The sequence below is a fragment of the Thiobacillus sp. genome (genome assembly GCF_013693775.1).
In the GTDB taxonomy this organism is placed as follows: domain Bacteria; phylum Pseudomonadota; class Gammaproteobacteria; order Burkholderiales; family Thiobacillaceae; genus Thiobacillus.
On sequence record NZ_CP059257.1, the window covers coordinates 2,598,653 to 2,614,140 of the forward strand.

The 15,488-nt window shown below is 64.0% G+C and carries 11 protein-coding genes and 2 pseudogenes; 6 read left to right on the top strand and 7 right to left on the bottom strand.

Annotation, left to right across the window (positions count from 1 at the left end):
• The first annotated feature begins 2 nt into the window (after positions 1-2).
• From coaBC to HZY77_RS12845, 3 genes are all read left to right on the top strand, one after another.
• A complete protein-coding gene (gene coaBC / locus HZY77_RS12835; protein WP_296815420.1) occupies positions 3-1,208 on the top strand; it encodes a bifunctional phosphopantothenoylcysteine decarboxylase/phosphopantothenate--cysteine ligase CoaBC in 1,206 nt (401 codons plus the stop codon).
• A gap of 22 nt (positions 1,209-1,230) precedes the next feature.
• Complete coding sequence (gene dut / locus HZY77_RS12840; protein WP_296815423.1) at positions 1,231-1,671, top strand: dUTP diphosphatase; 441 nt, start codon at positions 1,231-1,233, stop codon at positions 1,669-1,671.
• A gap of 177 nt (positions 1,672-1,848) precedes the next feature.
• Positions 1,849-3,297: a GGDEF domain-containing protein gene (locus HZY77_RS12845; protein ID WP_296815426.1), complete on the top strand. Its 1,449-nt coding sequence runs from the start codon at positions 1,849-1,851 to the stop codon at positions 3,295-3,297.
• A gap of 105 nt (positions 3,298-3,402) precedes the next feature.
• On the opposite strand, the gene lnt is transcribed toward HZY77_RS12845, so the two are convergent.
• The 6 genes and pseudogenes from lnt to HZY77_RS12875 form a co-directional block, all read right to left on the bottom strand.
• Positions 3,403-4,905 (bottom strand): apolipoprotein N-acyltransferase, encoded by a 1,503-nt coding sequence (gene lnt / locus HZY77_RS12850; protein ID WP_296815429.1) that lies wholly within the window; start codon positions 4,903-4,905, stop codon positions 3,403-3,405.
• A gap of 10 nt (positions 4,906-4,915) precedes the next feature.
• Positions 4,916-6,221 (bottom strand): annotated as a pseudogene (locus HZY77_RS12855) (dihydroorotase).
• On the bottom strand, positions 6,218-7,171 hold the full coding sequence (locus tag HZY77_RS12860; protein ID WP_296815431.1) for an aspartate carbamoyltransferase catalytic subunit: 954 nt from the start codon (positions 7,169-7,171) through the stop codon (positions 6,218-6,220). Before HZY77_RS12860 ends, HZY77_RS12855 begins: the two are co-directional and overlap by 4 nt.
• Positions 7,168-7,663 (bottom strand): annotated as a pseudogene (pyrR, locus tag HZY77_RS12865) (bifunctional pyr operon transcriptional regulator/uracil phosphoribosyltransferase PyrR). Before pyrR ends, HZY77_RS12860 begins: the two are co-directional and overlap by 4 nt.
• Positions 7,644-8,081 (bottom strand): Holliday junction resolvase RuvX, encoded by a 438-nt coding sequence (gene ruvX / locus HZY77_RS12870; protein WP_296815433.1) that lies wholly within the window; start codon positions 8,079-8,081, stop codon positions 7,644-7,646. Before ruvX ends, pyrR begins: the two are co-directional and overlap by 20 nt.
• Entirely contained in the window at positions 8,078-8,635 is a 558-nt protein-coding gene (locus HZY77_RS12875; RefSeq protein ID WP_296633810.1) for a YqgE/AlgH family protein, read from the bottom strand. Before HZY77_RS12875 ends, ruvX begins: the two co-directional genes overlap by 4 nt.
• A gap of 86 nt (positions 8,636-8,721) precedes the next feature.
• Between HZY77_RS12875 and HZY77_RS12880 the strand changes: the two genes are divergently transcribed.
• Positions 8,722-10,158 (top strand): deoxyribodipyrimidine photo-lyase, encoded by a 1,437-nt coding sequence (locus tag HZY77_RS12880; protein ID WP_296815436.1) that lies wholly within the window; start codon positions 8,722-8,724, stop codon positions 10,156-10,158.
• On the opposite strand, the gene HZY77_RS12885 is transcribed toward HZY77_RS12880, so the two are convergent.
• Positions 10,155-10,799, bottom strand: a complete 645-nt coding sequence (locus tag HZY77_RS12885; RefSeq protein WP_296815439.1) for a TetR family transcriptional regulator — start codon at positions 10,797-10,799, stop codon at positions 10,155-10,157. The two genes, HZY77_RS12880 and HZY77_RS12885, sit on opposite strands and share 4 nt — an antisense overlap.
• A 137-nt stretch (positions 10,800-10,936) precedes the next feature.
• Here HZY77_RS12885 and HZY77_RS12890 point away from each other — a divergent pair, with 137 nt between their 5' ends.
• Both HZY77_RS12890 and HZY77_RS12895 read left to right on the top strand, forming a co-directional pair.
• The gene (locus HZY77_RS12890; RefSeq protein ID WP_296820914.1) at positions 10,937-12,097 is read left to right on the top strand and encodes an efflux RND transporter periplasmic adaptor subunit; all 1,161 of its coding nucleotides are present in this window, start codon (positions 10,937-10,939) and stop codon (positions 12,095-12,097) included.
• A 9-nt stretch (positions 12,098-12,106) separates the two neighbouring features.
• Positions 12,107-15,301 (top strand): multidrug efflux RND transporter permease subunit, encoded by a 3,195-nt coding sequence (locus HZY77_RS12895; protein WP_296815441.1) that lies wholly within the window; start codon positions 12,107-12,109, stop codon positions 15,299-15,301.
• The last annotated feature ends 187 nt before the right edge of the window (positions 15,302-15,488 follow it).

Sequence of the window (15,488 nt, forward strand, 5' to 3'; positions counted from 1 at the left end):
TCATGGAAAGCGGGCAGGGAATCGAGACCGTGACGCTGGCAGGCAAGAAAATCATTCTGGGGGTGACCGGCGGCATCGCGGCCTACAAGGCCGCCGAGTTGTGTCGCCTGCTGGTCAAGGCCGACGCCGAGGTGCAGGTGACGATGACCGCTGCCGCGCAGCAGTTCGTCACGCCGCTCACCTTTCAGGCGCTGTCCGGCCGGCCGGTTCTGACGTCTCTGTGGGACGCCGCCAGCGGCGACGGCATGGCGCACATTCACCTGTCGCGCGACGCCGACCTGATTCTGGTGGCACCGGCCTCGGCCGATTTTCTGGCGAAACTCGTTCACGGCCGGGCCGACGATCTCTTGACGACCTTGTGTCTGGCGCGCACCTGCAAACTGGCGGTGGTGCCGGCGATGAACCGCGAAATGTGGACGGCGGCTGCGACCCAGCGCAATCTTGCGCAATTGCGCGATGACAGCGTGCAGGTGCTGGGGCCGGCTGCAGGCGAACAGGCCTGCGGCGAAACCGGTCTTGGACGCATGCTGGAGCCGGCCGACATCGCAGTCGCGTTGCATGGCATGTTGGGGAAGGGCGTGCTGGCAGGCAAGCGGGTCGTGATCACGGCCGGCCCCACCTTCGAAGCGATCGATCCGGTGCGCGGCCTGACCAACCTGAGTTCCGGCAAGATGGGCTACGCGGTTGCCCAGGCCTCGGCCGAGGCGGGCGCCGAGGTATGCCTGGTCTCGGGACCGACCTGCCTTGCCATGCCGGCAGGCGTGCGTCGGGTCGATGTGCAAAGCACAGCCGAAATGCGCGATGCCGTACTGCGCGAATTGCCGTGCGACGTATTCATCGCAGTGGCAGCAGTGGCCGATTACCGGGTGGAGACGGCGGCATCGCAGAAGATCAAGAAAAGCGACGCCGGACTCACGCTGAATCTGGTCCCCAACCCCGACATCCTGGCTGAAGTGGCCGCCTTGCCCGACGCGCCTTTCTGCGTGGGCTTCGCCGCCGAGACCGAGCGGCTGGCCGAACATGCCGAGTCCAAACGCCTGAAGAAGAAGCTACCGCTGCTGGTCGGCAACCTGGCGCAGGACACGCTCGGCCAGGACAGCGCCGAGTTGGTGCTGCTCGACGATCAGGGCAGGCATCCGCTCTCGCGTGCCGACAAACTCACCCAGGCGCGCCATCTGGTCCGCCATCTCGCAACCCTGCTCAACTGACGAAATTCCGACGAAAATGAAGATGGATGTGAAGATTCTCGACGCCCGCCTGCGCGATCAGCTGCCGCATTACGCCACGCCGGGTGCCGCGGGGCTCGATTTACGTGCCTGTATCGATGGTCCAATCGTACTGGCGCCAGGCGAAACCCGGCTGATTCCGACCGGCATGGCGATCCATCTGGCCGACCCGGGCTATGCCGCGCTGATCCTGCCGCGTTCCGGTTTGGGCCACAAGCATGGCATCGTGCTGGGCAACCTGGTGGGGCTGATCGACTCCGATTATCAAGGCCAGCTCATGGTGTCTGCTTGGAATCGCGGGCAGCAGGCGTTCGAACTGACACCGATGGAGCGGCTGGCCCAACTCGTCATCGTCCCGGTCATGCAGGCCGAATTCAACGTAGTGGAAGCGTTTACAAGCAGCGAGCGCGGCGAGGGCGGATTCGGCAGCACTGGCCGACAGTAGTGTCGGAAATTTTTACATATCGGTAAAGACGCACCCGGCAGGCCGGCCTGTCGGGTGCGTGCACATCAGGGCATGGAATTTGCTGCATCAAGACCATGTCGGCGGGTTGCCTGGATCTCGGGCACCCGTCATTGCGGAGAAACAAATACTAAGAGGTTGGAGCCGGCTGGCGCAGTCATGCCCCATACGTCGATATCACGGTTTGGCCTGATCCTGGCTGCAGCGTTGGTGCTGCTGGCGGGGCTCGTCACATCCGTGATTTTTCTGACCCGACCGCAGGCACAAACGGCGCCGGAAGAACTGGGCAAACCGGTGATGGCGGCGCAGATCGAGTTTCTTGCCGATGCCATGAAGCGCAGTGCCGCCCGGATCGCGGCGCATCCGCAGACGCTGGCGTGTTTCGCCAGCGTGTCGCCCGACGTGTGCCAGGCCCAGGCAGCCAACCTGCAGGCGCTGAACCAAGACGCGACCGTGTTGTTCGTCACGGAAGGCCAGCGCCAGTTGCTGCCCGGTTTCCTGCCGGGCGACACACGGAAACTGTTGGCCAACGCCGGGCGTGGCGGTAGTGGGGCGACCGCCACCGCCACCTTTAACCTTTCGCTCTCGCATCCTGTAACGGGGGCCGACGGTAAGCGCCTTGGCTATGTCATCGTCGAGCAGAGCGTGCCGCAGCTGCAGGCGCTGTTCGATACCCTGCCGTTGCCGGACGCCGCAGCCTATGCCGAATTGCAGCAAAGCGGGAGCGGCGACTCCGCCATGGTGCTGATGCGGCGGGGCAACCAGGCGATCAAGCGAAACGCCCACCCCACTCTCATCGCGCTAGCCGGCACGCCCTGGCAGATTGCCGTATGGCGGCCGGTCACGCCGGTGGTCGAGAGTATCGCGCCTTACCTGCTGGGCTGGCTGGTGGCCAGTCTGGTCATCGCCATCCTGGTGGCGGCCACCATTCTGGCGGTGCGTAACCGGGTTGCCGATAATCTTCGCATACTGGTGAAATTCACAAACGACCTGCGCCAGCAGCGGTTGCGCGCAGATTATCCGGTCAGTCTGGCGGAGTTTCAGACGCCACTCGAGACCATGCTGAAATTGGGCAAGGTCATGCTGGGTAAACAGAAGGAAGTCTCCTCGCAGGCCCGAATCGATCATTTGTCCAAGGTGAACAATCGGCGCAGCTTCGACGAAAAGCAAAAGGAGTTGTTCGGTACGCTGAAGGACGGCTGGACCCACAGCCTGCTGATTCTCGACATCGATAATTTCAAGCAGGTCAACGATACCTTCGGCCACGAGGCGGGCGATCAGCTCATCATCAAGTTCGGCAACGCGTTGAAAACCAGTCTGCGCAACAGCGATTTCATCGCCCGCCTGGGCGGCGATGAGTTCTGTGTGGTATTTCCCTACACGCCGCTCGATCGGGCGCAGGAACTGGCGGAGCGCTTGCGCGCCAAGATGCCGGAGAGCGTTGAGCTCATTCCGGGTGTGACACAGAAGCTGTCGTGGAGCGGCGGCATGTCCGAGTTCAGCCGCGACGACCGTGAGGAAAACGAGGCGCTGGCACGTGCCGATGCCGCCTTGCTGGAAGCCAAGCGTGGCGGCCGCAATGCCACGCGGGTCAGGGCTGCCGCCTGAGTGTGGCTGTTGCCGCATACGACTCCACATGGGCTTCAGCCCATAGTGGACCGGAGTCCTTCAGGGCTTTAGCGGCTATCAGCCACGGCCTGCTCTTGATGCCTTTCAGGGTGCTCGCGGGTAGAGCGCGGCGGCCAGCAGGATGATACCCAGCGTTCCCCATAGCATCAGCACCGGTGTATTGCCCCAGCGCACATACGGCGTGCTGCCGGCGTAGCCCTNGATTTCGCCGGCGAGGCTGCCGGCAATGAAGAGCGGCAGGCTCGCCAGCACCTGGCCTTTCGCGTCGATGATTGCGGTGAGGCCGGTATTGGTCGCGCGCAGCATCATGCGTCCGGTTTCCAGTGCGCGCATCTGCGACATCTGCGCATGCTGCCAGGGCGCCAGCGAATTGCCGAACCAGGCCAGGTTGCTGACGTTGACCAGCACGCTCGCTTCCGGCAGCTGGCGGATGATTTCCTCGCCGAACGCGTCCTCATAGCAGATGTCGGCTGCCACCCGCTGGCCGCCGATGGCGAGCGGGCGCTGGTCGATGGCGCCGCGTGCGAAATCGGAGAGCGGGATGTGCAGGACCTTGATGACCCAGCCCCACACCTTCTTCAGCGGGATGTATTCGCCGAACGGTACCAGATGCACCTTGCTGTAGCGCTGGCTCGGTGCGCTGCCGAAACTGACGACGCTGTTGTAGTAGGCGCCATCGAGTGAGCCGGTCGGCAGCCCGGCCAGCACATCGCNCCCGTTATGCCGGCCGAGCGCGGCCAGCGTGGTGCGATAAGTGTCTGGGAGTTCGGACTCGAACAGCGGCAGTGCCGTTTCCGGCAATACGATCAGGCGTGCGGGCGCGGCTGCGGCCATGCGCGCGTAGCTGTCCAGTGTGGCGCGGGTTTTGTCGGGTTGCCACTTCATGTCCTGAGGGATGTTGCCTTGCAGCAGTGCCACCGACGTCGGGACGCCGTCAGGCGTGGTCCATTGAATGCCGCGCAAGGCCTGGCCGCCGATCCCCAGTGCCACGATGGCCGTTGCCGCCCAGACGCGCGACGCCGGCGATATGCGCGGCGTCATGCCCCACGCCAGCAGGCCTGCGATCAGCGCCAGCAGAAACGAGATGCCGTACACGCCGACGAGGGNGGCATAGCCAGCCAACGGGCTGTTGGGTACTTGCGAGTAACCCGCAACCAGCCAGGNGAAGCCGGTGAAAATCCAGCCGCGTGTCCATTCCATCACGCTCCAGGCAAGCGGAAGCAGCAGCAGGGTCCGGAGCGCAGGTCTGTGACGCCACCCGGCCTGCAGTGCGCCGACTGTCGCCGGAAATAGCGCAAGGAATGCGCAGAACAGGAAAGTGGCGAGTCCGGCCAGCCACATGGGCATGCCGCCGTATACCCACAGGCTGACAAATACCCAGCTCACGCCGGCCAGAANAAATCCCAGCCCCCAAACCAGACCGATCAGAAACCCGGCTCGCCTGGAGGGCGCGCGCGACAGCTGCACGAACAGCACGGCCAGACTCAGTATGGGCAGGGGCCAGAGTTCAAACGGCGCGAATCCGGCGACGGCCGTCGCGCCGGCTAGCAGGCTGAGAAGCAGCGGCAGGAGGGGCGCGCGACGCATGGCGGAACGCTTACCCGCCATATGGGTTGCAGCGGCTAGCGGGGGCTTCAAAGTCGATATGGCCGTCGATCACGGTGTAACGTACCCGGCCCTGCATCGGATGATCGAGGAAAGGCGTGTTGTCGCCCTGGCTGGCCAGGGTTTTGGGCGTCACGACCCATTCGGCGGACTCGTCGAATATGCAAAGGTCGGCGCAGCCGCCAACCGACAGGTTGCCGCCGGACACGCCGAGAATTTGTGACGGTTTCCAGGAAATCAGATCGAGCGCCCGCATCAGTGGTACGCCCATCTCGCGCGCCCATTTCAACGTCAGCGGCAACAGCAGTTCGACCCNCGAGGCGCCCGGGGCCGATTCGCCGAAGGGGACCTGCTTCACATCCTCGTCGACCGGGGTATGGTCGGAGCACAGTGCGTCGATGGAACCGTCGCGCAAGGCCTCGCGGATGGCCTCGCGGTCGCGTAGGCTCCTGAGCGGCGGCACCAGATGCAGATGCGAATCGAAACTGGTGAGGTCGTTTTCTGATAGATGCACGTGCGTGCAGGCCACATCGCAGGTCACGGCGAGCCCCTGCGCCTTGGCGGCACGCACCATGGCAATACTCTCGCGTGCCGACAGACGGGCAAGGTGGACGCGTGCGCCGGTTTCGCGCGCCAGTTGCAAAATGGTTGCCAGTGCCACCGTTTCGGCCAGTGCCGGAATGCCGGGCAGCCCGAGACGCGTGGCTACGGCCCCGTCGTGTGCGACACCGCCACGTGCCAGTGTCACGTCCTGCGGCCGCAGCCACAGGCTGAAGCCGAAGGTGGCGGCGTATTCCATGGCGCGCAGCAGGACCAGGGTGTCGGTCAGCGGCGCGTCGGCCTGGGTGAAGGCGCGACAGCCGGCTTCGGTCAATTCGGCCATCTCGGTCAGCATCTGCCCTTCGAGCTTTTGCGTCATCGCACCGATCGGGTACACGCGTGGCCCCGGCAGGTTCTTTGCGCGGAATTTCAGCATCTCGACCAGTCCGGGCTCGTCCAGCGGCGGGTCTGTATCGGGCGGGCAGGCGAGCGAGGTGATTCCGCCCGCGGCGGCGGCGAGCATTTCCGATTCGAGTGTGGCCTTGTACTCGAAGCCGGGCTCGCGCAGCCGTACCGACAGATCGACCAGGCCGGGGCAGACGATCAGGCCGCTGGCGTCGATCGTGCGGTTGGCGTGGAAGTCGGCAGGCCCCTGGCCGATGGCGACGATCTTGCCCGCCGCCACAAACACGTCGGCGACTTCGTNCGCGTTCGCTCATCGGGTCGATTACGCGCCCGTTCTTGATATGGATCTTCATGCGTTCCCCGTCCCTGCCAGCATTGCCATCACCGCCATGCGCACCGCGATGCCGTAAGTCACTTGCGGCAGGATCACCGACTGCGGGCCGTCGGCCACTTCGGACGCGATCTCGACGCCGCGGTTCATCGGTCCGGGATGCATCACGATGGCATCCGGCTTGGCGAGTGCGAGTTTTTCCGGCGTCAGGCCGAAGAACTTGAAGTATTCCTGCGCGCTCGGCAGCCGTGCGCCTTTCATGCGCTCGTTCTGCAGGCGCAACATGATGACGACATCGCAGCCACGCAGGCCGGCTTCCATGTCGTGGAACACCTTGACGCCCATCTGTTCGACTCCGGTCGGCAGCAGGGTTTTCGGGCCGATGACGCGGACTTCCGGTACGCCTAGCGTGGTCAGCGCATGAATCTGCGACCGCGCCACGCGCGAATGCAGCACGTCGCCGACAATGGCCACGGTCAGATTGTGAANACTCCCCTTGAAGCGGCGGATGGTGAACATGTCGAGCAGGCCCTGCGTGGGATGTGCGTGGCGGCCGTCACCCGCGTTCACCACCGAGATGTGCGGCGCAACGTGCTGTGCGATGAAATGTGCCGCACCCGACTGCGAGTGGCGCACGATGAACATATCGGCGTGCATGGCCGACAGGTTGTCGACGGTGTCGAGGATGGCCTCGCCCTTGGTCTGGCTGGAGGTCGCGATGTTGAGATTGACCACGTCGGCGGACAGGCGCTTGGCGGCGATTTCAAAGGTGGTGCGGGTGCGCGTCGAGGGCTCGAAGAACAGGTTGAAGATCGATTTGCCGCGCAGCAATGGGACTTTCTTCACCTCGCGCTCGCCCACGTCCATGAAGGATTCTGCGGTGTCGAGGATTTGCGTGATGATGGCGCGCGGCAGGCCGTCGAGGGTGAGCAGGTGGCGCAGCCTGCCGTCTTGGGTGAGTTGTCGGTTCATGCAAGGCTGAGGGTCAGATGGCCATCGTCGAGNGCGGGAAAGATTGATGTTCTGGTGGTCGGGCACGGTGATCGTCAGACCGGCGAAATCGGGGCGGATCGGCAGTTCGTGGCCGCCGCGGTCGACCAGGACGGCCAGCCTGATCGAGGCGGGGCGGCCGTAGTCGAACAGTTCGTTCATCGCCGCGCGCACCGTGCGTCCGGTGTGCAGAACGTCGTCGACCAGCAGGATGGCGCGGCCTTCCAGATCGAAGGGCAGGTTGGAAGGTTTGACCTGCGGGTGCAGGCCGATGCGCGAAAAATCGTCGCGGTAGAACGAAATATCGAGCGTGCCGAGCGGTTGGGCGCACTGCAGCAATCCGTGCAGACGCTCGGCCACCCATACGCCGCCGGTGTGGATGCCGACGATCAGCGTGTCGGGCGTGAGGGCGGGGGCGATGGCGTCGGCGAGCCGCGCGATCAGTGTGTTGGCGTCAGGCAGTGAGGCGTGCATCGAAAAACCCTTGCAGTATGAGTTGAGCGGCGACGGCGTCCGCCAGCGCCCTGTTTTTCTTGCCGTGGATGCCGCGCGCATGGAGCTCGGATTCGGCTGCCGTGCTCGTGTGGCGTTCGTCCACCAGAAAAACGGGGAGATTGAAGCGGGATTCTAATTTGCGCGAGAAGTTTCTGGCCACCCGCGTCATGTCATGTTCGCTGCCGTCAGCGTGGGTGGGCAGGCCCAACACCAGCAAAACCGGACGCCATTCTGTCACGAGCTTGCCGATGGCGGTAAGCCGGGCATCGGTCGAGTCGGCCTGAATGACGGTGAGGGGATGTGCGATCCCGATCGACAGATCGCCCGAGGCCACGCCGGTGCGCTTCAGACCCAGGTCGAAGGCCAGCACCGTGCCGTGGGTATGCTCCGGGTTCAAGCGTGCCCGGCTTCTTCTGACAGGCTGGCGAAGTCGATGCCCAGCAGCTTCATCGCGGCAGGCAGACGTTCTTCGGGGGCCAGGTCAAAGATCACCTGCGGGTCGGCGGCCACCGACAGCCACGCATTCTGCTTGATCTCATCTTCGAGCTGGCCGGCCGACCAGCCTGCATAGCCCAGCGACACCATGAATTTTTCCGGCCCCGCACCCTGGCTCACGGCTTCGAGCACGTCCTTCGAGGTGGTGAGGCTGACCGCGTCGTTGACGGTGAGCGTGGAACTGAACGTGAGCGGCGGCGTGTGCAGCACGAATCCGCGTTCGGTCTGGACCGGGCCGCCGAAATACACGGTGTCGTGGTGCAGGCGTTCCGGCAGCGACAGACCGATCTGCTCGAACAGCGTCGACAGCTCCAGGTCGATTGGGCGGTTGACCACCACGCCGAGCGCGCCCTGGTCGCTGTGGTCGCAGATATAGGTCAAGGTGCCGTTGAAATTGGGATCGACCATGCCGGGCATGGCGATCAGGAAGTTGTGGGTCAGGTTGACGGTATCCATGGTTGCGTTCCCATTGTAATCTGCCTCAAATCCGGCAAGCACCACTTTTTCAACTTGCCTTTCCACTATAGCGACCATCTCGTCTCATGCCTGAATATGTCCGTGCCCTGGTGTGGTTTCGCCGCGACCTGAGGGATTTCGATCACGCTGCGCTTTATCACGCGCTCAAGTGCGCGCGGCAGGTGGTCTGCGTGTTCGTATTCGACCGCGACATCCTGGATGCGCTTCCCGGTCGGGCCGACCGGCGAGTCGAGTTCATCCACGCCTGCGTCACCGAGTTGCAGCATGCCCTGCAGGCCCGGGGTGGNGGGCTTGTCGTGCGGCATGGCGTGGCCCGCGACGAGATCGTCCGACTGGCAGCCGAACTCGGGGTCGATGCCGTGTTCTTCAATCACGATGACGACCCGGTCGCCCTGGCGCGTGACGCGGCTGTCGAAACCGCCCTGCATGCGCATGGCAGGGCCGTCCACCACTACAAGGATGCAGTCATCTTCGAACGTGGAGACGTACTTACAGCCAACGGTACCCCTTACAGCGTCTTTACTCCCTACAAGAATGCCTGGCTGAAACAACTGACGCCCTCTCATTTGCAAGCCTATCCGGTTGAAGCGTATGCCGGCCAGCTGTCAGCATTGTCGACACCGGTTCCCACCTTGCGGGAAATGGGGTTCGTCCCCACCAATCTGCGCGAGCTCGGGTTCCCGACAGGCATGTCGGGCGGCGCGCAGTTGTTCGGGGATTTCCTGCAGCGGATCGACCGTTATCAGGCCGCGCGCGATTTTCCTGCACGCAAGGGACCGTCGTATCTGTCGGCACACCTGCGCTTCGGCACGGTGTCCATCCGCCAGCTTGCCGCGGCGGCCTGGCAGCAGGGTGGACATGGGGCGCAGACCTGGCTGTCCGAGCTGATCTGGCGCGACTTCTACCACCAGATCCTCTGGCATCGTCCCGACGTCGCGACGGGCCACACTTTCAAGCCACAGTACGATGCGCTGCCGTGGCCGAATCCGCCGGGGCATTTCGAGGCCTGGTGCGAGGCGCGTACAGGCTATCCACTGATCGACGCGGCAATGCGCCAGCTCAATCAGACCGGCTACATGCATAACCGGCTACGCATGGTCGCAGCTTCGTTCCTGACCAAGGACCTGCTGGTCGACTGGCGGCTCGGTGAGCGTTATTTCGCCGACAGGCTGATCGATTACGATCTCGCCGCCAACAGCGGTGGCTGGCAGTGGGCGGCCTCGGTGGGTTGCGATGCCCAGCCCTGGTTCCGCATCTTCAACCCGCTGGCGCAATCCGAGAAATTCGACCCGCAAGGCGTGTTCATTCGCCGTTATGTGCCCGAACTCGCGCAGGTGCCGGAAAAATTCGCCCATGCGCCGTGGAAGCTGCCAGTCGGCGAACAGATGCGCCTTGGCGTGATCGTCGGGCAGACCTACCCTGCCCCCATCGTCGAGCATGCGCGCCAGCGCGCACAGGTGTTGGCGCTGTTCAAGACCATAGTGCCAGCGCGTTCGGTCTAGCCGGCGACCGGCCGGCAGATGGGCGGGCGGGCGGCCAGTCCGGCCAGATAGCAGTCGATTAGCGGTTCGGCGCACACGGCGAGATCGTAGCTCTCGGGATTCAGCACCCATTCGTGCATCAGGCCCACCATGTAGGCATGCAGGCCATGAGTCGCCAGAAAGGTGTCGGTGGCGGGCGGCAATTGGCCGCAGGCAACGGCTTGGTCGAAGAGCTGCTGCACCTGCGATAGGCAGGCGGCGCGGTCGGCATCGTTTTNTGCCACCACCGGCGCCAGTTCCTCGGTGAATTCGCATTTGTGGAAGATCACGTCGAACATGGCCTGGGTATCGGCATGCTGGGCCAATTGGGTGAGCGCCATCAGGGCAAGCTGTCGGACCATGGCCAGCGGATCGCGCTGCGCATGCTGGCTGGCCTGGGCAAGGAGCGCGTCCACTGGCAGGGTGCCGCGTTCGCAGACGGCCTGGAACAATTCGGCCTTGTCCTTGAAATGCCAGTAGATGGCCCNCCGCGTTACCCCGGCGCGTTCGGCGACGTCGGAGAGCCGCGTGCGTGTGACGCCGCGTTCGCGAAATACCTGGAGCGCGGCGGCAAGCAGGGCGTCACGGGTGGCAAGCGCTTCCGCACGGGNTTNTTTGACCATAGGCAGAATTGTCCAATAAATGGCCAGCGCCTGCAATTTACATTCATGTATGTATGCTTTTATGATGGCGAGGTACAAATAATTTCAGGGGCACCATGCACCGATTTTCCGGGGTAGTGGTTGTGGGCTTGAGCACTGTGCTCACAGCGTGCGGACAACATGAAACGGCACAACAGGGGGCNGGGGCNCCACCGCCTGCGCAGGTGACGGTGGAAGCGGTGACGCCGCACGTGGTGCCGATCAATTTCGAATATGTCGGGCGACTGGAAGCCTCGCGGGAAGTGGAGATCCGGCCGCGCGTCGCGGCCGTCATCGAGCATCGCTATTTTCAGGAGGGCGCACCGGTCAAGGCAGGTGCCCTGTTGTACAAACTCGACGCCGCCAGCTTTGCCGCGCAGGTTCGAGCGGCGAATGCCGAACTCGCCAACCGGCAGGCCTTGCTCGCGGAAGCCAAGCTGGAACTGGACCGCAACCGCGCGCTCGCGGCGCAAGGGTTCGTCAGCACACGTGCGCTGGATGCCACACAGACTGCGCTCGCAGTGGCCGAGGCGGGCGTGCGCACGGCCGAAGCGAATCTGGCCAATGCGCGTATCAGCCTCGGCTATACCGATATTCGCGCCCCGCTGACGGGCGTGATGGGCCGCGCGCTTCAGGTCGAAGGTGCGCTGGTGAGTCCAACGGGGCCCGCGCTCAGCACGTTGGCGCAGATCGCNCCTATCTACGCGCGCTTCTCGATCGGCGAGGACGCGCGCCTGGCGCTGGAGAAACAGCGTGCCGAGGGAACCCTGGAACAGGGCCGGCAACATGTTCGTCTGGTGCTTGCCGACGGTACGCGCATCGCAGCCACCGGCACGCTCAATTTCAGCGATTACAAGGCGAATACGCAAACCGGCGCATTCGACATGCGGGCCGAGTTTGCCAATGCCGACGGCGTCTTGAAACCCGGGCAATTCGTACGGGTGGTCGTCGAAGGCGGGCAGCTACCCGATGCGATTACCGTGCCTCAGCCCGCGGTGCAGGATGGTCCGACCGGCAAGTTCGTCTATGTGGCCACGCCCGGCGAGAAGGGGATGACCGTTGCGTTGCCCCACCCGGTCGAAGTCGGCGCGTGGGTAGGTGGCGGCGAGCCCGGCAAGGGGATCGGTCGCTGGGTGATCAAAAGCGGCCTGAAGTCTGGCGACAAGGTCGTGGTCGATGGCATGGCGCGGATTTTCTTCCCGGGCATGCCCGTCGTGCCCTCGGAAGCCGGGGCCGAACCGAAGGCTGCGGCTGCGCCGCCCGCCGCCACGAAACCATAAGGAACGCTCATGTTCTCGCGCTTCTTCATCGACCGGCCGATCTTTTCGGTCGTGATCTCCATCCTGATCGTGCTCGCCGGACTGCTGGCGATGCGCGTGCTGCCGATCGCGCAATACCCCGAGATCGCGCCGCCGGTGGTCACGGTACGCGCGGTCTATCCGGGCGCTTCGGCGACGGTGCTGGAACAGACCGTCGCGGCGCCGCTGGAAAACGCGATCAACGGCATCGAGGACATGATGTACATGAGTTCGACCTCGGCCTCGAACGGCGTCCTGGAAATCCAGGTGACGTTCGAGATCGGCTCCGACGTCGACAAGGCCGCGCTCAACGTCAACAACCGGGTCAAGCAGGCCGAGGCACGGCTGCCGGAAGAAGTGCGCCGCCAGGGCGTGACCGTGGAGAAAGGCTCGTCCGCCTTCCTGCAGGTGCTCGCATTCCTATCGCCCGACGGCCGCTACGATGATCTGTACACCAGCAACTACGTCACGCTCAATGTGCTGGATCGCCTGAAGCGCATTCCCGGCACGACCAACGTGCAGATTTTCGGCGCCAGNGACTACGCCATGCGCATCTGGCTCAAGCCCGACCGCATGGCCCAGCTGGGCGTGACCGTGGCCGATCTCACGCGCGCGATCAACGAGCAGAACGCCCAGTTCGCGCCCGGCAAGATCGGCCAGCCGCCGGTCGACAACGGGCAGGCGCTGGTGTATTCGCTGACCGCCAAGGGACGGCTCGCCGACCCCAAGGAATTCGAGAATATCGTCGTGCGTGCGAATACCGACGGCTCGATGCTGTACCTGAAAGATGTCGCGCGAGTCGAGCTCGGCTCCAAGGATTACGATTTTGCGGGGCTCTACAACGGCAAACCCGCGACGCTGGTGGGCATCTTCCTGCAGCCCGGCGCCAATGCGCTCGAGGTGGGAGATGAAGTGACCCGTACGGTCGAGGAACTGAANAAGAAATTCCCGCCTGGCCTCGACTACGCCGTGCCCTATGACACCACGCGCTTTGTCGAGGTGTCGATCCGCGAGGTGGTGAAAACCCTGGGCGAGGCGATCCTGCTGGTCGTGCTGGTGGTGTTCCTCTTTCTGCAGAACTGGCGCGCGACGCTCATCCCCGTCCTCGCCGTGCCTGTGTCGCTGTTGGGCACCTTCGTCGGCCTGCTGTTGCTCGGCTATTCGATCAACACGCTGACGCTGTTCGGCATGGTGCTTGCCATCGGCATCGTCGTCGACGATGCCATCGTGGTACTGGAAAACATCGAGCGCATCATCCACGAGCACAAGAAGACCCCGCGCGAAGCGGCGCTGCTGGCGATGCGCGAGGTCACCGGGCCAGTGATCGCGATCGTGCTGGTATTGTGCGCGGTGTTCGTTCCCATCGCCTTTCTCGGCGGCCTGACCGGCGAGCTGTACCGGCAGTTCGCGGCGACGATCGCGATTTCGGTGGTGATTTCCGGCCTCGTTGCGCTGACCCTCACGCCGGCGCTGTGCGTGGCGCTGCTCAAGGGCGAGAAGCCGCATGAACCCGGGCGNTTTTTCCGCGCGTTCAACCGGGGTTTCGCGGGCATGACCCGGCATTACCAGGGCGGGGTGAAATTCCTCATGCGACGCTCGCTCGTCGCGCTCTCGATTTACCTCCTGATGATTGCCGCGGCCGTCACTTTGTGGAAGGTCACGCCCGGCAGCCTGGTGCCGGACGAAGACCAGGGCTACTACATCAGCGCGGTCTACCTGCCGGACGGCTCGGCGCTGTCGCGTACCGAAGCCGTGGTCAAACAGGTCGATGCGATCGTGCGCAAGGACCCGGCCGTCCAGCACGTGGTTGCCTTCGCCGGGCTCGACTTCCTCGGCGGCGGTTTCCGTAATAGTGCGGCGACCATCTTCGTCGCCGCGCGTCATTGGGACGAGCGCAAGAAGACCATCCAGCAGATGGTCGGCGAGATGATGGGGGCGACGTCGGGCATCCGTGAGGCGCTGGTGCTGGCCTTCGCGCCCCCGCCGATCTTCGGTCTGGGCAATGCCGGCGGGTTCGAGTTCTACATCCAGAACAAGGGCGAGGGCGGTCCGCAGAAACTGTCTCAGGTGGCCGATGCCTTTCTCGCTGCCGCGCGCCAGGACAAGCGGCTCGCGCAGGTGCTGACGCTATGGCGGCCGCACGTGCCGCAGCTGTATGTCGGCGTCGACCGAGAAAAGGCCAAGATGCTGGGCGTCAAGATCGACGACGTGTTCACGACCTTGTCGGCCACGCTGGGTTCGTATTACGTCAACGATTTCAACAAGTATGGCCGCACCTGGCAGGTGTTGATGGCGGCCGAGCCGGGCGCGCGGAAGACGCCGCAGGACGTGTCGGCGCTGTTCGTGCCCAACGCGTCCGGCGAGATGGTGCCGATGTCGGCCCTGGCCAAAATCAGCTTCTCGTCCGGTCCGGAAACGCTCGACCGTTACAACAATTCTCAGGCGGTCAAGATCATGGGCAGCGCGGTGCCCGGGGTCAGTTCGGGCCAGTCGCTTGCCATCATCGACGAAATAGCGAANAAAGTGCTGCCGCCCGACTTCAGCTACGAATGGACCGGCGCCTCGTTCCAGGAGAAGCGTTCGAGCGGGACGTCGGGCATTGCGCTGGGTTTGGCAGTACTGATGGTGTTTCTCATCCTTGCGGCGCAGTATGAAAAATGGACGCTGCCGTTTGCCGTTCTGATGGCACTGCCCTTCGGCACCTTCGGCGCGCTGGCAGCGGTGTGGCTGCGCGGGCTGTCCAACGACGTGTATTTCCAGATCGGCTTGGTGACCTTGCTGGGGCTTGCGGCGAAGAACGCGATCCTGATCGTCGAGTTCGCCGTGCTGAAGAAACAGGAAGGCTATTCCAGTGTTTCGGCTGCGCTCGAAGCCGCCCGCCTGCGTTTCCGTCCCATCCTGATGACTTCGCTCGCCTTTATTCTCGGCGTTCTGCCGCTGGCGATTTCGACTGGCGCGGGCGCCGGTGCACGTCATGCGGTCGGCACCGGCGTCGTCGGCGGCATGCTGGCTGCCACGTTCCTCGCGGTGTTCTTCATCCCGCTCTTTTTCCACTGGGTGTCCGACAGGCGGCTGCAAGCCAAGACGGAAGAGATCGATGCGCATCCGCATGCCACGCGCTACGACAATGTCCATCTGCCGTCCCACCATCCGTCGCCGGCCTCGAAACCGCCGGAAGCGCCGTAAAGCTGACGGCCCACCGCGATCGTCCGCCGTGGGCCGGCAGGGCAATGCCCATCAGGCAATCGACACGCATCCTGTTGGCCGGCATTGCGCATGCCGGCGTTGACCGCGGCCGGCAAAACCGAAATACTTGCGTCAGTAGTATGGTTAATTGTGCAACCCTCCAGTCAAGAGAGGATCGCCTGCTTTA